The sequence below is a fragment of the Streptomyces sp. NPDC046939 genome (assembly GCF_040644575.1).
In the GTDB taxonomy this organism is placed as follows: domain Bacteria; phylum Actinomycetota; class Actinomycetes; order Streptomycetales; family Streptomycetaceae; genus Streptomyces.
This window is the reverse complement of sequence record NZ_JBEYWV010000013.1, coordinates 44250-64681: the sequence shown is the minus strand read 5'-3', so window position 1 is coordinate 64681 and position 20432 is coordinate 44250. Positions and strand designations below refer to the sequence as shown.

The 20432-nt window shown below is 71.4% G+C and carries 20 protein-coding genes; 4 read left to right on the top strand and 16 right to left on the bottom strand.

Going from position 1 to position 20432, the window contains the following annotated elements:
• The first annotated feature begins 28 nt into the window (after positions 1-28).
• The gene (locus ABZ877_RS16315; protein WP_361070684.1) at positions 29-1963 is read left to right on the top strand and encodes a glycosyltransferase family 39 protein; all 1935 of its coding nucleotides are present in this window, start codon (positions 29-31) and stop codon (positions 1961-1963) included.
• A gap of 60 nt (positions 1964-2023) precedes the next feature.
• On the opposite strand, the gene ABZ877_RS16310 is transcribed toward ABZ877_RS16315, so the two are convergent.
• The 3 genes from ABZ877_RS16310 to ABZ877_RS16300 form a co-directional block, all read right to left on the bottom strand.
• Positions 2024-2917: a glycoside hydrolase family 19 protein gene (locus ABZ877_RS16310; RefSeq protein ID WP_361070681.1), complete on the bottom strand. Its 894-nt coding sequence runs from the start codon at positions 2915-2917 to the stop codon at positions 2024-2026.
• 142 nt (positions 2918-3059) lie between these two features.
• Positions 3060-4280 carry a SpoIIE family protein phosphatase gene (locus ABZ877_RS16305; protein WP_361070678.1) on the bottom strand — a complete coding sequence of 407 codons (1221 nt, stop codon included), beginning with the start codon at positions 4278-4280 and terminating at the stop codon, positions 3060-3062.
• The gene (locus tag ABZ877_RS16300) at positions 4277-5923 is read right to left on the bottom strand and encodes a CHASE3 domain-containing protein (RefSeq protein ID WP_361070676.1); all 1647 of its coding nucleotides are present in this window, start codon (positions 5921-5923) and stop codon (positions 4277-4279) included. The genes ABZ877_RS16305 and ABZ877_RS16300 overlap by 4 nt, the downstream gene beginning before the upstream one ends.
• A gap of 120 nt (positions 5924-6043) precedes the next feature.
• On the opposite strand from ABZ877_RS16300, the gene ABZ877_RS16295 reads away from it, so the two are divergent.
• From ABZ877_RS16295 to ABZ877_RS16285, 3 genes are read left to right on the top strand one after another with little or no spacing between them, the layout of a single operon-like run.
• The gene (locus ABZ877_RS16295; RefSeq protein WP_361070673.1) at positions 6044-6409 is read left to right on the top strand and encodes a hypothetical protein; all 366 of its coding nucleotides are present in this window, start codon (positions 6044-6046) and stop codon (positions 6407-6409) included.
• A 1-nt stretch (position 6410) separates the two neighbouring features.
• On the top strand, positions 6411-6839 hold the full coding sequence (locus ABZ877_RS16290) for a response regulator (protein ID WP_361070670.1): 429 nt from the start codon (positions 6411-6413) through the stop codon (positions 6837-6839).
• 17 nt (positions 6840-6856) lie between these two features.
• Positions 6857-7255 carry an ATP-binding protein gene (locus ABZ877_RS16285; protein ID WP_361070667.1) on the top strand — a complete coding sequence of 133 codons (399 nt, stop codon included), beginning with the start codon at positions 6857-6859 and terminating at the stop codon, positions 7253-7255.
• Between the two features lie 40 nt (positions 7256-7295).
• On the opposite strand, the gene ABZ877_RS16280 is transcribed toward ABZ877_RS16285, so the two are convergent.
• The 13 genes from ABZ877_RS16280 to ABZ877_RS16220 all read right to left on the bottom strand — a co-directional run bounded on the left by ABZ877_RS16280 (position 7296) and on the right by ABZ877_RS16220 (position 20413).
• Entirely contained in the window at positions 7296-8894 is a 1599-nt protein-coding gene (locus ABZ877_RS16280) for an MFS transporter (RefSeq protein WP_361070665.1), read from the bottom strand.
• Positions 8895-9149: 255 nt separating this feature from the next.
• Complete coding sequence (locus ABZ877_RS16275) at positions 9150-10247, bottom strand: glutamate--cysteine ligase (RefSeq protein ID WP_361070662.1); 1098 nt, start codon at positions 10245-10247, stop codon at positions 9150-9152.
• A 64-nt stretch (positions 10248-10311) separates the two neighbouring features.
• Positions 10312-11376, bottom strand: a complete 1065-nt coding sequence (locus tag ABZ877_RS16270; protein WP_361070660.1) for an LCP family protein — start codon at positions 11374-11376, stop codon at positions 10312-10314.
• Between the two features lie 50 nt (positions 11377-11426).
• Positions 11427-12026 carry a transglycosylase SLT domain-containing protein gene (locus ABZ877_RS16265; RefSeq protein WP_361070657.1) on the bottom strand — a complete coding sequence of 200 codons (600 nt, stop codon included), beginning with the start codon at positions 12024-12026 and terminating at the stop codon, positions 11427-11429.
• A gap of 315 nt (positions 12027-12341) precedes the next feature.
• Positions 12342-13169, bottom strand: coding sequence for an aldo/keto reductase (locus ABZ877_RS16260; RefSeq protein WP_361070655.1), 828 nt, complete (start codon positions 13167-13169; stop codon positions 12342-12344).
• A gap of 51 nt (positions 13170-13220) precedes the next feature.
• Positions 13221-14636, bottom strand: a complete 1416-nt coding sequence (locus tag ABZ877_RS16255) for an NAD-dependent succinate-semialdehyde dehydrogenase (protein ID WP_361070652.1) — start codon at positions 14634-14636, stop codon at positions 13221-13223.
• A gap of 140 nt (positions 14637-14776) precedes the next feature.
• Entirely contained in the window at positions 14777-15490 is a 714-nt protein-coding gene (locus tag ABZ877_RS16250; protein WP_361070649.1) for a GAF and ANTAR domain-containing protein, read from the bottom strand.
• Between the two features lie 168 nt (positions 15491-15658).
• Positions 15659-16324: an HAD family hydrolase gene (locus ABZ877_RS16245; protein WP_361070646.1), complete on the bottom strand. Its 666-nt coding sequence runs from the start codon at positions 16322-16324 to the stop codon at positions 15659-15661.
• Positions 16325-16359: 35 nt separating this feature from the next.
• Positions 16360-16926: a type 1 glutamine amidotransferase domain-containing protein gene (locus ABZ877_RS16240; protein ID WP_361070643.1), complete on the bottom strand. Its 567-nt coding sequence runs from the start codon at positions 16924-16926 to the stop codon at positions 16360-16362.
• Positions 16927-17001: 75 nt separating this feature from the next.
• Entirely contained in the window at positions 17002-18075 is a 1074-nt protein-coding gene (locus ABZ877_RS16235) for an iron-containing redox enzyme family protein (protein ID WP_361071087.1), read from the bottom strand.
• Positions 18076-18080: 5 nt separating this feature from the next.
• A complete protein-coding gene (locus ABZ877_RS16230; protein ID WP_361070640.1) occupies positions 18081-18323 on the bottom strand; it encodes a CDGSH iron-sulfur domain-containing protein in 243 nt (80 codons plus the stop codon).
• Positions 18307-19005 (bottom strand): HemK2/MTQ2 family protein methyltransferase, encoded by a 699-nt coding sequence (locus ABZ877_RS16225; protein WP_361070637.1) that lies wholly within the window; start codon positions 19003-19005, stop codon positions 18307-18309. Before ABZ877_RS16225 ends, ABZ877_RS16230 begins: the two co-directional genes overlap by 17 nt.
• Positions 19006-19228: 223 nt before the next feature.
• Positions 19229-20413 carry an alcohol dehydrogenase catalytic domain-containing protein gene (locus ABZ877_RS16220; RefSeq protein WP_361070634.1) on the bottom strand — a complete coding sequence of 395 codons (1185 nt, stop codon included), beginning with the start codon at positions 20411-20413 and terminating at the stop codon, positions 19229-19231.
• Positions 20414-20432 lie beyond the last annotated feature (19 nt).

Sequence of the window (20432 nt, the reverse complement as noted above, 5' to 3'; positions counted from 1 at the left end):
CCCGACCCGCTGACCGAGGACCACTGCCATGACCGCCACACCCGCCGTCCAGCCCACCGGAGCCCGGCGCGGCCGTCGGGCGGCGGCCCACCGCTCCGGACGCCCGGCGGACGCCCCGCGCTGGGAGCGCCCGGCGCTCGCCGCGGTACTGGCCGTCGCCACGGCGCTGTACTCCTGGGGCATCGGGCATGCCGCGCTCCACCCCTTCTACGGCGCGGCGATACGGTCGATGGCCGGCAGCCCGCGAGCGTTCTTCTTCGGTGGGCTCGACTCCTCCGGTTCGATCAGCCTCGACAAGCTGCCCGGCGCCTTCTGGCCCGACGCCGTCTCCGTCTGGCTGTTCGGCCCGCACACCTGGGCGGCCGCGCTTCCGCAGGTCGTCGAAGGCGTGCTCACCGTATGGCTGCTGCACCGGATCGTCCGGGCCTGGGCCGGTCCGTTCGCGGCCCTGACCGCCGCGCTGGCGCTCACCCTCACCCCGGTCACCGTGGCCCTCAACCGCGCCACCATTCCGGACACCGCGCTCACCCTGCTCCTGGTGGCGGCCGCCGGAGCGCTGCAGAAGGCGGTGCGCACCGAGCGGCTGCTGCCGCTGATCACCTGCGGGGTCTGGGTGGGTCTCGCCTTCCAGGCGAAGATGCTGCAGGCGTGGGTGGTGCTGCCGGTCTTCGCCGTCGTGTACCTGTTCGTCGCGCCCGGCACGGCGTCGAAGCGGGCGGTGCGCGTCCTGCTGGCCGGCGCGGTCACGGCCGCGGTCTCCTGCTCCTGGATGCTGATCGCCTGGCTGACCCCGGCGGACGACCACCCGTACTTCGACGGAACGTCCGGCAACGATCCGTTCGCCCTGGTCTTCGGCTACAACGGCCTGAGCCGGTTCGGCAGCGATCCCACCGCGTTCGGCGCCGTCCCGGGCACCGCCGCGAGCCGCACCAGCGGCAACACCGGCTGGGACATGATCATCAACCATACGATCGGACCGCAGATCGCCTGGTTGCTGCCGCTCGCCGTGACCGCCGCGGTCCTGGGCATCGCGCGGCGCGCCCGGCAGCCGCGCACCGATCTGTCGCGCGCGGGGTTCCTGCTGTGGGGTGGCTGGCTGGCCGTGCACATCGTGGTGTTCAGCGTCTCCAACGGCAACCACGCCTACTACACGGCCGTCATCGCCCCGGCGATCGCCGCGCTGACCGGTGGCGGGCTCGCGCTCTTCCGGTCGGAGTACGAGGCGAGGTACGCCACGGAGCAGCAGGCGCAGCAGCCCGCGGCCGACCGGCGCCACCTGGTGCTGCCGGCGGTGATCGCGCTGACGGCGGCCTGGGCGCTGGTCCTGGACTGGCCGACCCGGTTCCTCCCCTGGTTGCTGCCGGTCGCCGTGATGCTCGCGGTCTGCGGCGTGGTGGGCCTGTGCAGCCGCGGACCGCGCACCTCCCCACAGAGGATCCATGCCGCCCTCGCCGCCGGGGTCGCGGCCGTCCTGGTCGTACCGGCGGGCTGGGCCGTCTCCAGCCTGGACCCGCTCTACGCGGGCGCCGCCACCTCGCCGATGGCCGGTCCGGTCGGCAAGTCGTACGAGCAGCATCCCCGGCACGCTCCGCGCAGGAGAGGGCTCGACCGGCCCAGCCCCCGCGACACCGCCCTGCTCGACTACCTCACCGCGCACCGTCACGGCGAGAAGTACCTGCTCGCCACCCAGGCCGCCTACACCGCCGAGCCCCTGCTGCGGGCCCAGTCCGAACCCGTCCTCGTCATGGGCGGCTTCACCGGCCTCACCCCTTTCCCGACCGCGCAGCAGCTCGGCGAACTCGTCTCCACCCGCCAACTGCGTTACGCGATGCTCACCTCCCGGCGCGCCACCACGCCCGCCACCACCTGGGTGAAGTCCCACTGCTCCCGTGTCCGGCCCACCGCCTACGGGGTCCGCACCGACGGCAGCTTCACCCTCTACGACTGCGCGTCCCCGAGGTGAGGCGACGCCCGCCCGGTCGGCGCCCCGGGACGACATCGTCCCGGGGCGCCGCGCACCTGTTCAGCAGCTCAGGTTCGAGCCCGTGGGCACGCCCAGGATCGACGTGAAGCGCTGGTAGGAGGCGATGCGGCTCTGCACCTGCGACGGGTTGCCGCCGTTGCACTCGATGGAGCCGTTGATGCTGCGGATGGTCTCACCGAAGCCGGAGCCGTTGACCATGGCGTTGTGCGGGGTCATCGTGCCGGGGCCGGTCTGGGTGTTCCAGTACCACAGGCCGGTCTTCCAGGCGATCGCCGAGTCGGTCTGGACGAGGTTGGGGTTGTTGAGGAGGTTGATGCCGAGGGCGTCGCCCGCCGCCTTGTAGTTGTAGTTCCAGCTCAGCTGGATCGGACCGCGGCCGTAGTAGGCGGCCTGGCCGGCCGGACAGCCGTAGGACTTGCTCGTGTCGCAGTAGTGCGGGTAGTTGGCGGTGTTCTGCTCGACGATGTGGACGAGCCCGCCGGTCTCGTGGCCGACGTTGGCGAGGAAGGCGGCGGCCTCCTGCTTCCGCACCGTGTCGCTGCCGGTCTTGGCGAAGCCGGGGTAGGCGCTGAGCGCCGCGGTCAGGCCGCTGTAGGTGTAGAAGGAGTTCCGGCTCGGGAACATCTGGTTGAACTGCGCCTCGCTGACGACGAAGGAGCCGTTGCCGGGCGGCGTGGTGCCGCCACCGCCGCAGGCGCCCTGGTCGGCCCAGACATCGGCGGAGCCCGGGGTCTCCCCCTGGGTCCACCACTTGGCCTGCCAGTTGTGGCTGTTGTACGAGGCGGTCATGCCGCCGGTGTAGACGGAGGACGAGTTCCAGGCGCCGACGCAGGCCGCGGCGGCGGAGGCGGTGGAGGTCAGCGGGGCGAGTACGGCGAGCCCGATCGCCGCCGCGAGCGCGGCGAGCAGGGCGACGAACCGTTGTCCGGACACGAGACCACTCCTTCGAGGGGGGGTTGAGTGGGGCCGGGACAGACTCAAGCCAATTGGTCTGGACCTGTCAAGGTCTGGACCAGGAATCCCTTCGGGGGCCTCGGGGCCTACGAGGCGGAGTTGATCGCCCGTGGGACGGGAGTCAGCGGCGGCGTTCGAGTTGGGGGGACTGGAGCAGGCCCCTCAGGGGGTCGGTGCCGTCCCACTCCAGGCGGAGGATCGCCAGGTCGTCGGTGTGGCGGTTGGCGTTGAGCTCGCGGACCCGGGTGATCAGCTCGTCGAGGTGCGCGTCGGTGTCGTCCGCCGGGATGCGGTCCATCAGGCGGATGAGCCCCTCGACGCCGAGGCGCTGGTGCTCCGCCCCCTCGTGACCCTCGACCAGGCCGTCGGTGTAAATCATCAGTGCCCCGCGCTCGGGCAGGACGAGTTCGCTGGCGTGCCAGTTGGCGTAGCCGGGCGCGATGCCGAGGGCGATGCCATGCCGGGCCGGCACCTCGCGCGTCCGGCCGTTCGTGGTGAGCAGTGGGGCGTGGTGGCCCGCGAGGTAGAGCGTGGCGCGGCCCTCGGCGGGGTCGATGCAGGCCAGGGTGACGGTCGCGAACAGGTCGCTCTGCGTGCGCTCGGCGACGAGCATCCGCTCCAGGAGCAGCAGCAGGTCCTCGGCGCGGTGGCCGCCGAGGGTGAGGGAGCGCCAGGCTATGCGCAGGCACACGCCGAGCGCGGCGGCGTCGGGGCCGTGCCCGCTGACGTCGCCGACGATGGCGTGCAGTTGTCCGTCCGGCGTCTCGACGACGTCGAGGAAGTCGCCGCCCAGCAAGGCCCGCTCACGGCCCGGCAGATAGCGGCTCGTGGTACGGATGCTGGAGGCGGAGATCATCGGCTGGGGCAGCAGGCCCCGCTCCAGGCGGGCGTTCTCCTCGGCCCGCAGCTGTCCGGCCCGGATGTCGGCGCTGGTGCGCTCGGCCTGCTTGCGGTGGACGGCGTAGCGCACGGCGCGGTGCAGCAGGTCCGGCTCCACCTGGCCCTTGACGAGGTAGTCCTGGGCACCGGCGGCGACGGCCTCGCCGCCCGCCTTGGACTCGGCGAGCCCGGTCAGGACGATGATCGCCGCGTCGGGCGCGATCTCCTGGACGGCGGCGACCGCGCCGATGCCGCTGGCGTCGGGCAGGTGCAGGTCGAGCAGGATGCAGTCGGCGGAGTGCACGGTCGGCTCGGTGCGGACGGCGCCGAGCGAGGTGCACCGGACCAGGGAGTGGCGCAGTCCCGTGTCGATGAGCAGCTCCTCCACGAGGAGGGCGTCGCCGTCGTCGTCCTCGACGAGGAGGATGCGGACGTGCTGCTGCTCGGCTGCGGGGGCGTTCATCGCGCGGCCGCGCCCTCGACGGCGTCGGCCTCGTCCCGCGGGGCCGGGTCGGTCGCGGCGAGCGTGAAGACGATGCGGGTGCCGGGCGTGTGGTCCGGGTCGATGCCGATGGTGCCGCCGTGGAACTCGGTGATCTTCTTGCACATGGCGAGGCCGATGCCGCTTCCCGGATAGGCGTCCTTGGTGTGCAGACGCTGGAAGATCACGAACACCTTCTCCGCGAACTCGGGGGCGATCCCGATGCCGTTGTCGCTGACCGCGAAGCGCCACAGAGCGCCGTCGCGGGCCGCCTCGATCCTGATCTCGGGCGCGCGGTCGGCGTGCCGGAACTTCACGGCGTTGGCTATGAGGTTCTGCCACAGGATGCCGAGCTGGGTGGCGTCGCCGGTGACGGTGGGCAGCGGGTCGTGGACGATCCGGGCCCCGGACTCCTCGATGGAGACGCTGAGCGCGTCGAGCGTCTGGCCGACGACGTCCTCCAGGTCGACCTCGCGGTGGTCGTTGTGGACGCGGCCGACGCGCGAGAACTCCAGGAGGTCGTTGATGAGCTTCTGCATGCGGTTCGCGCCGTCCACCGCGAAGGCGATGTACTGGTCGGCCCGCTCGTCGAGCTGACCGGCGTAGCGGCGCTGGAGGAGCTGGCTGAAGCTGGAGACCTTGCGCAGGGGTTCTTGCAGGTCGTGCGAGGCGACGTAGGCGAACTGCTCCAGCTCGGAGTTGGAGCGGCGCAGGTCCGCCGCCTGTTCGTCGAGGCGGTGGCGGGCCTCCTCGGTGAACGCCAGTTCGTCCAGGAGGCGGCGGCGCATGGCGTCCATGTCCGCGCCGAGGCGGCGCAGGTCCGCGGGCCCGGTGGCGACGACGGGGTGCTCGAAGTTGCCGCTGGAGACCGCGCGCGCGTCGGCGCCGAGCCGTGCGAGGGGGTCGGTGACGCCCCGCCGGAGCCCTTCGAAGATGAGGACCGTGAGGAGCAGGATCACGGCGGCGATGCTGACGAGGATGGCGTCGCGCAACCGGGTCGCGGCGCGCAGGTCGTCCAGGGCCGCCTCGCGGGCGACACGCTGGTGCTCCTGCTGGGCGACCATCGCCTTGCGCAGCGCGTCGAAGGAGGTCTTGCCCTCGTTGGTGCGCCGGGTGGCGGACTCCACCGGCTCGCCCGCGGGGGCGTCGGCGATGGGTTCGGCGAAGGAGCGCTGCCAGGCGCCCGCCTTGGCGAGCACGTGGTCGAGGTCGGCCCGGCCCTGACTGTCGTCCGCGACCAGCTCGCGCAGCTCGGTCACGGCGGCCCGCTCGTCGCTCCGGCCCTCCTTGTAGGGGGCCAGGAACGAGCGCTCGCCGGTGAGTCCGTAGCCGCGTACGCCGGTCTCCTGGTTGACCAGGGCCGCCTCCAGCCGCACCGACCAGGACAGGGCGGGGCTGCGCTTGTCGACGAGTTCGTCGGTGAGGGCGGACGTCCGGTTCAGGGCCCACAGGCCGAGGCCGCCGAGGACGGCGAGCACGACGAGGGCCAGGGTGGCGCTCACCCGCAGCCAGCGGCTGGTGGTCCACGACGCACGGGACGGCACGGGGTGTGCCTCGCGGGAGGCCGCCGGGGACGCGCCCGCGTGAGCGGTCTCGGAACGTCGGCTCTTGACGTCGGTCGCCATTCCGGGGCGCTCCTCGGGGTCAGTCAGGTCCGCCTTACTGTGCAGGCGGCGTGCATACTGTAACCGCAATCCGACAAGTCATGTTGTCGGACCGGCAGCAGTTTCCCTAAGGTGGGCGGCATGCCTGGCAAGCATTTCTCGCTGCGCGCGACGGAGGAGGAGATCGCCGAGCTGACCAGCGGCGCACTCGACGACGTCGTCCGACGGCTCGCCACTCACACCCTCGACCCCCGTCCCACCGACGATGGCCAGGTCACCGCGCAGTCGCAGGCATTGATGCGGCTGTACATGATCCTCCAGTTGCGCGGCGCGCTGGATCGCCTGGAGTACCAGGCGGCCCAGGAAGCGGTCGCGGCAGGGGCCGGTTACCCCCAGCTCGGCCGGGTACTCAACATCACCCGGCAGGGAGCCAGGAACCGCTGGCCGGACCTGATCACCCACCCGTCCCACACCGCAACCCCTTCCAACCCGCCCCGGAGCCCATGAGATGACCACGCCGCCCCGTGCCTACGACGTCCTCCTCGTCGAGGACGACCTCGCCGACGCCATGCTGGTACAGGACGCGCTGACCGCGCGCGGCGCCCGTAACCTGACCCAGGTCGAGGACGGGATCGCGGCTCTGGAGTACCTGCGGGCCCCGCAGTCCACGCGCCCCGACCTGATCGTCCTCGACCTGAACATGCCGCGGATGAACGGACGGGAGCTGCTCGCCGTCCTGAAGAGTGACGAGGAACTGCGCACGATCCCGGTCGTGGTCCTCACCACGTCGGCCGCGCCGGACGACGTGACGGGGGCGTACCGCCAGTACGCCAACGCCTACGTCACCAAGCCGGTCAACCTGGACGACTTCGAGCAGGCGGTCCAGAGCATCGACGCGTTCTACCTGGACACGACGACGCAGCTCCCCCGCTCCTGAACGCTTGGAGGAATCCCGTGGGTGCTCCGGACGCATCCGACACGGAGCGCTTCACGTGCGCGCAGGCGCGGACCGACACGAGTGAGGCCGTGCTCCCCCTCTGCGCCGGCCTGGCCGAGCCGCTGGGCCGCCGGCTGCACGAGGACGCGCTCCTGATCGCCAGCGAGCTCGCCTCGAACGCGCTGCGGCACGGCGGCGGCCTCGTCCGCTTCGCCGCCCGCGCGCACGACGGCGCGCTGGTGATCGAGGTCGAGGACGCGAGTCCCGAGGAGCCGCTGCTGCGGCCGCACGACCCGACCGTCCCCGGCGGCTTCGGCTGGCTGATGGTGAACAACCTGGCGCGCTCCGTCACCGTGGAGCCGCACGGCCAGGGCAAGACGGTCCGCGCCGTCCTCGACCCGGCCTCCTACCGCTGACCGGTCGCGCGGCGAGCAGTTGCCGCGCGACCGCTCGCTCTCAGGCCGACGTCTTCTCGCGCGCGTCCCGGCGCGCGTCCCGGTCCTCCGTGTCGTCCGCCGTCGAGCCCGACTGACCGACGCCGGGCGCGTCCGCCGGGAGCTGCGACAGCGGGCCACGCGTGTACTGGGCGGCGACCAGAGCGGCCGCCTCCTCCTTGGTGCCGACCGAGGGCGGGGAGCCCTCCAGGGGCTGGCGGGCGGTCTCCTTGATGAAGAGGACAGCCACCGCGCCGATCACCGCGGCGAGCATGATGTAGAACGCCGGCATCAGGTTGTTGCCGGTGGCGCTGGTCAGGCCCTCCATGACCAGGGGCGTGGTGCCGCCGAAGAGGGAGCCGGCGACGTTGAAGGAGATCGCCAGCGCCGAGTAGCGCACCTCCGTCGGGAACAGCGCCGGCAGGACCGCGGACATCGTCGCGAGGAATGACAGCAGGCACAGGCCGAGCAGCAGCAGACCGGCGTAGACCGCGACGTGGCCGCCCGCGCGGAGCAGCAGGAACGCCGGGACGGTCAGGACCACGAAGCCGGTCATGCCCGCCAGCAGGATCGGCTTGCGGCCGACGCGGTCGGAGAGCGTGCCGAGCGGGTGCACCAGGCACATCAGCACGATCATGACGATGACCAGGGCGACGAGACCCGCGGTGGAGCCGTAGTCCAGCTCGTCGGTCAGGTACGTCGGCATGTACGAGAGCAGGCCGTAGTCGGCGATGTCGTAGGCGGCGACCAGGATCATGCACAGCAGCAGGGCGCGCCAGTGGTCGCGGAAGAAGGGGCCGAAGCGGAACTTCGGGCGGTCGGCGCCCTGTTCCTGCTCGCGCTCCAGCTCCTGGTAGGCGGGGGTGTCCTCCAGCTTGAGCCGCATGTACAGGCCGATCAGGCCGAGCGGCCCCGCGACGAGGAACGGCACGCGCCAGCCCCAGGAGGTCATGGTGGCGTCGTCCAGGAAGGTCGTCAGGATGGTGACGAGCCCGGCCGCGCCCACGTAGCCGGCGAGGGTGCCGAACTCCAGGTAGCTGCCGAAGAAGCCGCGCTTCTTGTCGGGCGCGTACTCGGCGATGAAGGTGGCGGCGCCGCCGTACTCACCGCCGGTCGAGAAGCCCTGGATGACGCGGAACAGCAGGAGCAGGGCCGGGGCCCAGATGCCGATGGCGGCGTAACTGGGCACCAGGCCGATGCCGAAGGTGCCCAGCGCCATCATGATCATGGTGAGGGACAGCACCTTCTTGCGGCCGATGCGGTCGCCGAGCGGACCGAAGACGAACCCGCCGATGGGCCGCAGCAGGAAGGCCGCGGCGAAGGCGCCGAAGGAGGCGAGGGTCTGCGCCGTCGGGTTGCCGGACGGGAAGAAGACCTTGCCGAGGGTGACGGCCATGTAGGAGTAGATGCCGAAGTCGAACCACTCCATGGCGTTGCCGAGCATCGCGGCCTTCACCGCGCGCCGTACCGTCGGCTCCTCGGTCACCGTGATGTCGCTCTGGCGCAGCTTGGGGTTGCGCCGCCGCTCGATCACCCGGAAGAGGCCGCGGTGGCGGCGTACCGCCTCCGGGTCCCACTCCGGCTCGCTCTCGCTCGCCGCCTGCGTCGTCTCTGCGCTCACGGACGGTAGTCCTTCCTCCGGCCACCCGCCGGACCGTCGACTCTCCTCGAACGACGACGCGCCTCCCGACGGGGAGACGCATCATCGTCCGAGCAGGAAGGCGATCGCCCTCAGGCGACCCGCTTGCCCACTGATCGCCTTTCCATGCAGGTCAGACGCGATGCCGCGGTGTTGTCCCGGTCATGCGGACATCGTCGCCCCGGTCGGCGGCGCGGGCAACCGAAGGGGCGGTGCGCGGGAGGGGCCGAGGAGGTGTCAGGCCGGGAGGCCGGTGCGGCGCACGCACTCGTCGACCACGTCGCGCAGGCTGCCCGTGCGGGCGAACACCTCGCGCTGGACGCGGCTGCCGTTGCCGTCGCGCAGGACGCGGTCGAGGCGCATGCGCGCGTCGTCGTAGTCACCGGCGTCCTCGAGGGCCGGCCGCACGTGCTCGAACAGCGCCTCCACCGCGGTGACCGCAGGGACGGGGCGCATGTCGACGGGGTGCACGAGCTCGTCGTCGAGGCCGGAGCGGCTCGCGCGCCAGTTGGCGAGGCGGAGCAGGGCCACCGGGTGCGCGGCCGGGGGCTTGCCGGCCCGCCACTCGCGGGCCGCCGTCTCGACCAGGCCGCGTACGAGCATGGCGTGCAGCACCGTCATGGACGGTTCGAGGCAGACGTCGGCCACCCGGACCTCGACGGTCGGGTGGTTGGCGGAGATCCGGGCGTCGAAGTAGATCATGCCGTTGTCGAGGAGGGCGCCGGTGGAGACCATGGCGTCGACCTGGCGGTGGTAGTCGTCGGCGTCCTTGAACAGCTCCACCGGTCCGGCGGACGGCCAGCGGCCCCAGACCCGGCTGCGGTAGCTGCTGTAGCGGGAGTCCTTGCCCTGCCAGAACGGGGAGTTGGCGCTCAGGGCGACGAGGACGGAGAGCCAGGGCCTGATGCGGTTGAGCACCGCCACGCCTTCCTCGTCGGACTCGACGTGGACGTGGACGTGGCAGCCGCAGGTGAGCTGCTCCTGGGTGGTGAGGCCGAACTGCTCCTCGAGCCACTGGTAGCGCTCGCCGCTGCCGACGGTCGGGCTGACCGGGAGCGGTGAGGTGGCGAGGGCGGCGATGGTGGCGCCGAGGGTCTCCGCGTGGCGGGCGGCCTGCTCGCGCCAGCGGACGATCTCCTGGGCGAGGTCCGGCATCTTCTCGTGCGGGCTGGTGGCGAACTCCAGTTGCTGGCGGTGGAGTTCGGCCTCGAATGCCTCGCTGTCGCCCTGTCCGCCGCGCGCGGCCCGCGCCAGGACGGCGTGCGAGAGGGCTCGTGCCTCACCGCTCTCGCCGTCGACGAGCAGCAGCTCCTCTTCGACCCCGACACTGCGCATCCGTACCGTCCCCAATGTTGTGAGTGAGCAAATGAACGATCCGTTGTAGCAAACGGACCGGAACTCAGGAGTCCGCCGCCACCGGCGAGTCGGTCCTGTCGGCCACCGAGCCCCGCGTCGCCGACTTCGGCACGGGCCGGTCGTGGCGCAGCGCGCTCCAGACCCGCCGCGCGGCCTTGTCGAGCGGCAGCACCCGTCCGGGGCCCTGCGCGTCGTAGGTGACCGGCAGCGTGATCATGTCCGTGTTCTCCGGACTGATGCCCTTCAAGTCCTTGCCCAAGCCGAGCAGTTTGTCGGTGGAGGCCAGACCGGAGTCGGCGCTGACGGTCTTGGTGGCGGTGTCGGCGAGGTCGTAGGCCTTGGCGGGGTGGCTGAGTGGGTCGACGGTGTTCACGCGGTGGATCAGCGCCTTGACGAACGCCTGCTGGAGCTGGATGCGGCCCAGGTCGCTGCCGTCGGCGACGTGGTGCCGGGTGCGGACGAGCTGGAGGGCCTGCTCGCCCTTGAGGGTGTGCCGGCCCGCGGGCAGGTCGAGGCCGCTGCCGGGGTCGTCGATGGCCTTGCGGGTGGTGATGTCCACGCCGCCGAGTTCGTCGATGAGCTTGCGGAAGCCCTTGAAGTCGACTTCCAGGTAGTGGTCCATGCGGACGCCGGACATCTTCTCGACCGTCTTCACGGTGCAGGCGGGGCCGCCGACCTCGTAGGACGTGTTGAACATGGCCTCGTGCGCGGCGGGCGCGCTGCCGCCGTCCTCGGTCGCGCACCGCGGCCGTTCGACCAGTGTGTCGCGCGGGATGCTGACGACCGTGGCCTTCTTGTGGTCCCTGCTGACGTGCAGCACCATCGCCGTGTCGGCGCGGGCCCCGGCGATGCCGCGGCCGTACTCGCCGTGGGTGCCTGCCCGGGAGTCCGAGCCGAGCAGGAGGATGTTCATCGCGCCGTTGTGCTGGGCGCCGGGCCGGTCTTCGCCGAGGACGGCGTCCACGTCCGTGCCCTCGATGTTGCCGTTGAGGTGCTGCCAGGCGTACGCGGTGCCGCCCGCTCCGGCCAGGACCAGGCCCAGGGCGCCCCACGCGGTCCAGCGCAGGATCTTCTTCCGCCTCGTCCTCGTGCTGTCGTGCTGCGGCATGCGCTCCCCTTCGTCGTCGGGCCGTGTACCCGGTTTCGTCGGTTTGCTGCTCAGTAAGCCGAGTTCACATTGTCGATGGAGCCGTAGCGGTGGGCGGCGTAGTTGGCGGCCGCGGTGATGTTGGCGACCGGGTCGGTCAGGCTGTCCTTGGTGCCCTCGACGTGGAAGCGGTCGAAGGTGGGCTGGATGACCTGGAGCAGACCCTTGGAGGGGATGCCGTTGCGGGCGTTGATGTCCCAGTCGTTCACGGCGTTCGGGTTGCCGGAGGACTCGCGCATGATGTTGCGGTGCAGGCCCTCGTAGGAGCCGGGGATGCCCTTGGCCTTCATGATGGCGAGGGCCTCGCGGATCCAGCCGTCGAGGTTGTCCGGGTAGCTCACCGCGGCGGCCGCGGTCTTGGCGGGGGCCTTGGTGGCGGGCTTCGCGGGGGCGGCGGGCTTCGCGGCGGTCGTGACCGGGGTGGTCGTCTTGGCGCTCGGCGCGGCGGCGAACGCGGCGGCGTTCGCGGTCGAGGGGACCAGCGTGAGGGCGGCGGCGACGGCACCGGCGACGGCTATGCCGGAGAAGGAGAGCTTGCGCAGGCGCAGGGTGCTCTCGGTGCGGTCGGCGGCGTTGCGGTCGGTGCTGGTCTGCGTCAGGGCGATCGACATGCGGGGGTGACTCTCCAATGCGTGCTGTGGTGAGGGGCCCGGCGCGGTGTCGGCGACCGGAACGTTCACCAGGTTTAGGGACGCCTGGAGAGAGATGCAAGATTGTGACGTACTACGCCATTACGGAGAAAAGTCCGATTCGATCACCCAGGGGGGTTTGCGACCGCTCAAGCATCGCGAATCGGGCATTTATGGCACTACTACCCTCTTTCGCATGTGATCTGGCTCCTATGGGTGGGGTCACGGAAAACGCGCGGAAAACGCACGCGAAAAGGCCCGGTCCGAGGGGACCGGGCCTGGGCGGAAGCGGATGTGTCAGCCGTTGAACGTGTCCGGGTCGGGGCCCGTGCGCTCGTCGCGGTTCAGGGCGGAGATCGTGCCCATGTCGGCCTCGCTCAGCTCGAAGTCGAAGAGGTCGAAGTTCTCCTCGATCCTCTTCCGGGTCGAGGACTTCGGGAACACGATGTCCCCGCGCTGGAGGTGCCAGCGCAGCGTCACCTGGGCGGGCGTCTTGCCCACCGCCTGCGCGATGCGGTTGATCGCGGGATCGTCGAGGACCTTGCCCTGCGCGATGGGCGACCAGGCCTCGGTGGCGATGTGGTGCTCGGCGCCGAAGGCGCGGGCGTCGTCGTTGGTGAGGTAGGGGTGGACCTCGATCTGGTTGACCGCGGGCACCACCTCGGTCTCGCCCAGGAGGCGGCGCAGATGGTGCGGCTGGAAGTTGGAGACGCCGATGGCCTTGGCGCGGCCGGAGCGGTAGATCTCCTCCAGCGCCTTCCACGTCTCGACGAAGTCGCCCCTGCCGGGCAGCGGCCAGTGGATGAGGAAGAGGTCCAGGTGATCCAGGCCCAGCTCGTCCATGGTGGTGTCGAAGGCCCGCAGCGCGTCGTCACGGGCGTGCGCGCCGTTGTTGAGCTTGCTGGTCACGAAGATGTCGGCGCGGTCGAGACCGGAGTCGCGGACCGCCTCGCCGACGCCCTTCTCGTTGCCGTACATCTCCGCCGTGTCGATGTGCCGGTACCCGGCCTCCAGGGCGGCCAGCGTCGTCTCCCGGGTCTCCTCCGGCGGGATCTGGAAGGTGCCGAAGCCGAGCTGGGGGATCTGGACGCCGTTGTTGAGCGCGATGGTGGGGACTGCGGTCACAGTGGTTCTCCTGACTCGTGAGTAGAAGGGGTACGGGTACGGGGCCGGGTCTCAGCCCGCGATGCCGCTCAGCTCCGCGTCCGGCGGCAGGACGCGCACCAGCTTGCGGTTGACGAACTCCCGCATGCCGAGCTTCGACAGCTCCCGGCCGTAGCCCGAGCTCTTGATGCCGCCGAACGGCAGGTCGGGCTGGGTGGAGGTGGGGTGGTTGACCCAGACCATGCCGGTCTCCACCCGCTCCGCGACCCGGCGCCCGCGGTCCACGTCGGCGCAGAACACCGAGCCACCGAGGCCGTACCGGCTGTCATTGGCGAGCGCCACGGCCTCGTCCTCGTCGGCGACGCGGTACACCACGGCGGCGGGGCCGAACAGCTCCTCGCCGTAGGCGCGCATGCCCGGCTTCACACCGGTGAGGATCGTCGGCTCGACGAAGGCACCGGGCCGGTCGATGCGGTGGCCGCCGGTGACCAGCTCCGCGCCCTGCTCGACCGTCTCGCGGATCTGGTCGGCCAGCTCTGCGGCGGCCTTCTCCGAGGAGAGCGGGCCGAGGGTGGTCGACTCGTCGAGCGGGTCGCCGGGGCGCAGCTCCTCGAAGGCGCGGCGCAGCCCGTCGACGAAGTCGTCGTAGACCTCGTCGAGGACGATGAACCGCTTGGAGGCGACGCAGCTCTGGCCGGTGTTCGCCATCCGGCCCGCGACGGCGGCGCCGATGGTGCGCTCCAGGTTCTCGCCGTCGAGGACGATGAAGACGTCGCTGCCGCCCAGCTCCAGGAGGCTCGGCTTCATGTTCCGTCCGGCGCGCTCGGCGACCTGGGCGCCCGCGCGCTCGCTGCCGGTCAGGGAGGCGCCGCGCACCACGGGGCTGTCGATGATCCGCTCGATGTCCTCGTGGCTCACGAAGAGGTTCGTGTAGACGCCTTCGGGGGCTCCGGCGTCGCGGAACAGCGACTCCAGAGCGAGGGCGGACTGCGCGCAGATGCCGGCGTGCTTGACCAGGACGGTGTTGCCGAGCACCAGGTTCGGGCCCGCGAAGCGGACCACCTGGTAGAGCGGGAAGTTCCACGGCATGACGCCGAGCAGGGTGCCGAGCGGCTCGTTGACGAGGTATGCCTCGCCGTCCCGCACGTCCAGGGGCTCGGGGGCCGTGAACGCGGGCCCGTGCTCGGCGTAGTACTCCAGGATGGACGCGGCGAGATCGACCTCGCCGCGCGCCTCCGCGATGAGCTTGCCCATCTCCGTGGTGATGGTCCGCGCGAGGTCCTCCTTGCGCTCCCGCATCAGTGCGGCCGCGCGGCCGACGACGGCGGCGCGCTCCTTCACGGGCCGCGCGCGCCAGCTCTCGAAGGCGTGCCCCGCGGTCTCCAGCGCGGCGTCCACCTGGGCGCCCTCTAGGGCCGGGAACTCCGCGAGGGTCTCCCCCGTGTACGGGTTGACCGTCGCGAACGAGCTCTTCCGCTGGTCCGACATGAGAAACATCTCCAGAACGACTGCTGAGGGCGTTCGACGGAACGTGTCGTTCCGTCTCCTTCACAGAGGTCGGAGTACCCGGGCGCCCGGGGCGGAAACAGGACAAACGTCCCTGTCGGGCTCCGGTGGGGCGTGTGGCTCTACGGCGTGATGCACTCGGGGTCCGCGAGGATGTCCTCGGCGACGTCCGGCAGCGAGCGGCCGGAGCCGAAGGCGTGGGCCCGCATCCGGGTCAGCGCCTCGTCGGCCGTGATGTCCAGCTCACCGGCGAGGAGGCCGACGGCGGCGTGGGTGGGGCCCCAGTAGGAGTCCATGATGTCCTCGGGCTCCCACATCGGCAGGCCGCCCTGGTCCACGGTCTCCTGGTAGGAGTGGAGCAGTTCCCGGCTCGCGGCGCGGGCGGCGATGACACCGGCCCGGACGGTCTCCGGGTCCGGGTCATGAGGGTCGCGGCACAGCACGTCGACCGCGCCGAGGGTGCGATGGGCGTCGAGCCGCAGGGGAAAGGCGTAGATCGCGCCGACGTCGCCGAGCTGTTCCTGGGCGCAGGAGCCGAAGACGGGCCAGCCCGTCAGCTCGGTGTGCAGATCCCCGACCACGACCTTGTCGCCGGTCCGCGCGGCCGTCACGCAGGGCCCTTCGCCGAGGCCGAACTGGAGCTTCTCCAGGCGCAGCGCCGCGTCACTGGTCGCGCAGAGCAGTTGGCGGTGCGGGGTGTCCGTGAACAGCGAGAGCGTCCCGGCCTCCATCGACACGCTCTCCCTGATGGCCTCGCACAGGCGCCGGGGCAGCCGCGCCGGGTCGCCCTCGGCGGCCTCCCGTACCGACCGCTCCACAGCGATGCGGTCCACCATGGTGTCCCTCCTGCCTCGTTCGTCCTGCTCCCGGACTGGTCGGGTGTCCCACTGAACTCCGGGCAAACAGGGCAGGACAGCGGGGCGCACGCGAAAGTCCCGGGTCCGGCGTGGTGCCGTACCCGGGACTGCGTCGCGCGCTTTCTCCGCCTCGCGGGAATGCCTTTCCTACTTCTTACCGAAGGCGCTGTCGTCCAGCTCACGCAGGAGTTCGGCGGTGTCCGCGTAGACCGCCTCGGCGCCGGCCTTCTCCAGCTCCGCCCGGCTGATCCCGCCGCTGAGGACGCCGAGGGGGACGACGCCCGCGGCCCGCGCCGCCTTCATGTCCCACACCGAGTCGCCGACGAAGACACTGTCCTCCGCCTTCGCGCCGACGAGGTCGAGTGCGTGCTGGACCGGTTCGGGGGCGGGTTTGCCCTCCTCCACGTCGTCGGAGCTGGCCGTCGCGTCGATCGCGTCGTCCGCGTCGATCGCCGCGCGCAGCGCTTCGAGTTCGGAGCCCTCGGCGGAGGTGGCGAGCACGACCGACCAGCCGTCGGCGTGCAGACGCCGCAGCAGATCCGCGGCGCCCTGGACGGGGGCGAGGCGCTCGAACCAGGTGGCGTACAGCGTCTTGTGCGCGGCACTCAGTGAGGCGTCCTCTTCGGTGTCCCGGTCCTTGCCGAGCAGGTGGTCGAGGAGGTCGGAGGAGCCGAGGCCGATGGCGCCGTGCACCGCGGCCATCGGCACCCGGTGGCCTGCCTGCCGCAGCGCCTCCCACCAGCACACGGTGTGCAGATGGGTGGTGTCGGCGAGGGTGCCGTCCACGTCGAAGACGGCGGCGCGTGCACTCACGGGGGCTCCTTCCGGGGCAAAGGCTGATGGGCTGGTCAGGCGGCGGTGAGGGTCTCGCCGATGCCGCCCACGAAGTCGTCGAGGTCCTTCGGCGTCCGCGAGGTGATCAGCGTGAAGCCGGACGCGGTGCACCGGACGACGGGCTCGTCGACCCAGGCCTTGGCGCCCGCGTTCTTGATGTCCGTCTTGAGCGACGGGTAGGACGTGAGCGTCTTGCCGTCGAGGACGTCCGCCTCCACCAGGAGCCAGGGGCCGTGGCAGATCGCGGCGATCGGGCGCCCGGAGGCGACGAACGCCTTGGCCGTGGCGACCGCCTTCTCGTCGAGCCGCAGCGTGTCGGCGTTGAGCGTGCCGCCGGGCAGCAGAAGCAGGTCGTACCCGTCCGCGTCGACCGCTTCGATGGTGGTGTCCGGGTCCACGTTCTGGCCCGGGTCCTTGTCCCCGACGAGCGTCTGCACGGCGTCCGAGGACTGGGCGGCGATGGTGACGTCCGCGCCCTGCTCCTTCAGCTTCTTGACCGGGACGACCAGTTCGTCCTGCTCCACGCCGTAGTTGGTGACGAGAGCGAGGACACGACGGCCGTTCAGCGACGTTTCCACCATGATGGTGCGCCTCTCTGTGTGGGGGTTGCTTTGTCCCTTTCGGGTCTCCCTATGGAGTGACCGTTGCGGCCCCGGTCATTCCTCCCAATTTTCGACCGTTTTGTTCGTGTTTTCTTGCCCCGGCTCTCCGGGGGACGGCAGCGGGACGCGCAGGGCGCTCTCGCCCTCGCGCCAGCGCGACAGCAGGTGCGCGCCCAGGCGGTCCTCCAGGAAGCCGGTGGCGGTGACGCCGAAGGCCACGTCCTCGTCGAGGCCGGGCTCGGCCTCCAGCAGTCCGCCGACCACCTCGCGCCGCACGATCTGCTCGTGCACGGCGTCCGCCTCGACGTGCTCGTCGTAGAACCGCTGCGCGGCCGGGCCCGCTCCCAGGCGCCGGAGCGCTTCCGCGAGGCGGCGCGAGCCCGGCGAGGAGGTGATCTCGACGGTCGCGAAGTGGCCGACCAGGGCGCCGCGCAGACTGCGGTGCAGGCCGAACAGCGACATCAGGTTGACCGTGGCGAGGGCCTCCGCGGGGGCCGCTTCGAGGTAGCGGCCGTACGTGGTGTCCAGGCCGAGATCGGCCATCAAGGCGGCGAAGAGACCGGCGTGGATCTCGTCCGCGCGGCCCCCGCCGAACTCGTCGAACTCGATCGCCACCATCGCCGCCTTCGCCCGGCCGTGCAGGCGGGGGATGACCCAGGCGTGCGGGTCCGCCTCCTTCAGGTGGTACAGCGAGCGCAGCGCGGCGTACTCGCGGAACTGCCACAGCTCGCCGTCGCGCTGGAGGTGGTGGCTGACACTGGCGTCGTCGAACCCGGCGGGCTCGATCTGCAGCGCGGCCAGGGTCCGCTCGGCGTCGGCCTCGGGGGTCGCGTCGACGCGCAGGGCGTCGAGGAAGCGGCGCTCCAGGGTCCGGCGCAGGTCGAGGAGGTGCGGCTCCCACTCCCGGTCGGCGTCGACGCCGTCGAACCCCTGGTAGTGCAGTTCGTAGAGCACGTACAGGGCCGTCTGGAGGTCGAGGCCGTACGGGTCCGCGCTCTCGGCGCTCTTCTGTGCGGCCGCCAGGGAGTCGGCCGGCAGGTCGTCCCCGCGCAGGGCGGTGACGACCGCGTCGGACAGGGGTCCGGTCGGGGCGGGGAGTCCGGGCTGTGTGCGCCGGGACTCCGTCATCGTGCTCACTGCTCGCTCCTCTCCGTGGGGGTGGCGCCGTCCTCGCCCGTGCGGCGGCGCTTGCGGTGGCTGGTGTCGCACCAGGGGTAGGTCTTGCTGCGGCGGCAGGTGCAGATCGCGGCCTGGAACCGCCGGGACACGTGGGTGGTGCCGTCGGCGTCGACCACCTCGACGGGCCCCTCGATGAGGAGGGGCCCTTCCGCGCGGTCGACGGTGACGCGGCGCGGTCGTTCAGAGGAGTTCGGCACGGATCACCACCAGCTCTTCGTGGGTCGCCGACTCGTCGAGCCGACCCTGGGCGCACAGCCAGGCGCGGCGTTCGAGGGTGACGGGCCCGAACGGTACGTACGTCTTGTCGATGACGGCCGCGCTCATGCCGAGCCCCGCGAGGCGCATGAGGCTCGCGTCGGCGTCGCACAACTGGGAGTGCACCATCAGCAGGGCGCCGCCGGGGCGCAGCGCGCGCGGCGCGGCGTCGCAGACGCGGTCGACGACGGAGCGGCCGTCGAGCCCGCCGTCCCAGGCGCGGGCGGGCCCGCGCGTGGGGAGGTCCGGCGACGGCGCGGGCACGTAGGGCGGGTTGCTGACGATGAGGTCGAAGGAGGCCGGCGGGAACGCCGTCGCCAGGTCGCCGTGGCGGACCGTCACCGCGGCGCGGTTGAGGCGGGCGTTGAGCCTGGCGGTCCACACGGCCCGCCAGGACAGGTCGACCGCGGTCACGCGGGCGCCGAGCCGGGCCGCGGCGACGGCGAGGGCTCCGGTGCCGGTGCCCAGGTCGAGGACGTCCGTGTGCTCGTCGACCTGCTCCTCGCGCAGCGCACGCAGGAGGAGGTCGGTGTCGTACTGCGGGGCGTACACGCCGCGCGGGGCCAGCAGGCGCGGCGTACCCAGTGGTTCACGGGGCTGCCTCGGCCGGGCATGTGTGGTCATCAGCACCTCACCCTGCTCTGTTCCGGTTCTCCGACGGAAACGCCTGCCCTTCCACCCTCCGCCGGGCCGCCCCCGATCACCAATCGGGAGGGGCACCGCTCGTGAGCGACGGGGGTGGATGGAGTGACAGGCGTTCGCTATCGAGACGGAGTGCCCCTCCTAGCTGCGCATACACCCGGAAACCGCAAGCCGGGGCGGCCGAGTGGGCTGCCGCCCGCCCCGGTCAGGGCTGCAGGAGGGTCTTCACCATGCCGTCCTTCTTGGCCTGGAACGTCGCGTACGCCTGCGGGCCCTCGGACAGCGGCAGGTGGTGGGTGGCGAAGCCGTCGACGCCGAGCGGGTCCTCGTCGGTGAGGTGCGGCAGGATGTCCTCGACCCAGCGCCACACGTTGGCCTGGCCCATGCGGATCTGGATCTGCTTGTCGAACATGGTGAGCAGCGGCATGGGGCTCGCCGCGCCGCCGTAGACGCCGCTGATGGAGAGGGTGCCGCCGCGGCGCACCGCGTCGATGCCGGCGAGCAGGGCGCCCATGCGGTCGACGCCGATCTTCTCCATCATGGGGCGGGCGAGCTTGTCGGGCAGGAGGCTGTTGACCCACTGCGCCGCCTGTGCGACGGGGGCGCCGTGCGCCTCGATGCCGACCGCGTCGATGACGGCGTCCGTGCCCCGGCCGTCGGTCAGGTCGCGGACGGCGTCACCGAGGTCCTTCTCGTGTTCGCGCAGGTCCAGGGCGGTGAAGCCGTTGTTCCGGGTGCGTTCGAGTCGGGCGTCGACCAGGTCCACGCCGATGATCTTCTCGGCGCCGCGCAGCCGGGCGATCCTGGCGCACATGTCGCCGATGGGGCCCTGGCCGAGCACGGTGACGCTGCCGCCTCGCGGGATGTCGGCGTAGGCGACGGCCTGCCAGGCGGTGGGCAGCACGTCGGAGAGGTAGACGTACCGGTCGTCCGAGGGGCCGTGCGGGACCTTGATGGGCAGCTTGTTGCCGAAGGGGACGCGCAGGAACTCGGCCTGGCCGCCGGGCACCTGCCCGTACAGCTTGGTGTAGCCGAACAGGGCGGCGCCGCTGCCCATGGACTTCACCTGCGTCGTCTCGCACTGGGACTGCAGGCCCTGATCGCACATCCAGCAGTCGTTGCAGGAGACGTTGAACGGGATGACGACCCGGTCGCCCACGGCCAGCTCGGTGACCTCGGGACCGACCTCCGCGACGACGCCCATCGCCTCGTGCCCGAGGATGTCGCCCGGGTCCAGGTACGGGCCGAGGACCTCGTACAGGTGCAGGTCGGAACCGCAGATCCCGGTGGACGTCACCTGGACGACGATGTCGTCCGGCTTCTCGATCCGGGGGTCGGGGACCTCCTGGATCTGGACATCGCGCTTTCCCTGCCATGTCAGTGCGCGCATGCTGCGCCTCCCAGCGTGA

What these genes read in the sequence shown, in the direction of transcription:
- ABZ877_RS16315 (WP_361070684.1), top strand. Translation starts at nt 29, where the DNA reads ATGACCGCCACACCCGCCGTCCAGCCCACCGGAGCCCGGCGCGGCCGT.
- ABZ877_RS16305 (WP_361070678.1), bottom strand. Translation starts at nt 4,280, where the DNA reads ATGAACGCCCCCGCAGCCGAGCAGCAGCACGTCCGCATCCTCCTCGTC.
- ABZ877_RS16300 (WP_361070676.1), bottom strand. Translation starts at nt 5,923, where the DNA reads ATGGCGACCGACGTCAAGAGCCGACGTTCCGAGACCGCTCACGCGGGC.
- ABZ877_RS16295 (WP_361070673.1), top strand. Translation starts at nt 6,044, where the DNA reads ATGCCTGGCAAGCATTTCTCGCTGCGCGCGACGGAGGAGGAGATCGCC.
- ABZ877_RS16290 (WP_361070670.1), top strand. Translation starts at nt 6,411, where the DNA reads ATGACCACGCCGCCCCGTGCCTACGACGTCCTCCTCGTCGAGGACGAC.
- ABZ877_RS16275 (WP_361070662.1), bottom strand. Translation starts at nt 10,247, where the DNA reads ATGCGCAGTGTCGGGGTCGAAGAGGAGCTGCTGCTCGTCGACGGCGAG.
- ABZ877_RS16270 (WP_361070660.1), bottom strand. Translation starts at nt 11,376, where the DNA reads ATGCCGCAGCACGACAGCACGAGGACGAGGCGGAAGAAGATCCTGCGC.
- ABZ877_RS16265 (WP_361070657.1), bottom strand. Translation starts at nt 12,026, where the DNA reads ATGTCGATCGCCCTGACGCAGACCAGCACCGACCGCAACGCCGCCGAC.
- ABZ877_RS16255 (WP_361070652.1), bottom strand. Translation starts at nt 14,636, where the DNA reads ATGTCGGACCAGCGGAAGAGCTCGTTCGCGACGGTCAACCCGTACACG.
- ABZ877_RS16250 (WP_361070649.1), bottom strand. Translation starts at nt 15,490, where the DNA reads ATGGTGGACCGCATCGCTGTGGAGCGGTCGGTACGGGAGGCCGCCGAG.
- ABZ877_RS16240 (WP_361070643.1), bottom strand. Translation starts at nt 16,926, where the DNA reads ATGGTGGAAACGTCGCTGAACGGCCGTCGTGTCCTCGCTCTCGTCACC.
- ABZ877_RS16235 (WP_361071087.1), bottom strand. Translation starts at nt 18,075, where the DNA reads ATGACGGAGTCCCGGCGCACACAGCCCGGACTCCCCGCCCCGACCGGA.
- ABZ877_RS16225 (WP_361070637.1), bottom strand. Translation starts at nt 19,005, where the DNA reads ATGACCACACATGCCCGGCCGAGGCAGCCCCGTGAACCACTGGGTACG.
- ABZ877_RS16220 (WP_361070634.1), bottom strand. Translation starts at nt 20,413, where the DNA reads ATGCGCGCACTGACATGGCAGGGAAAGCGCGATGTCCAGATCCAGGAG.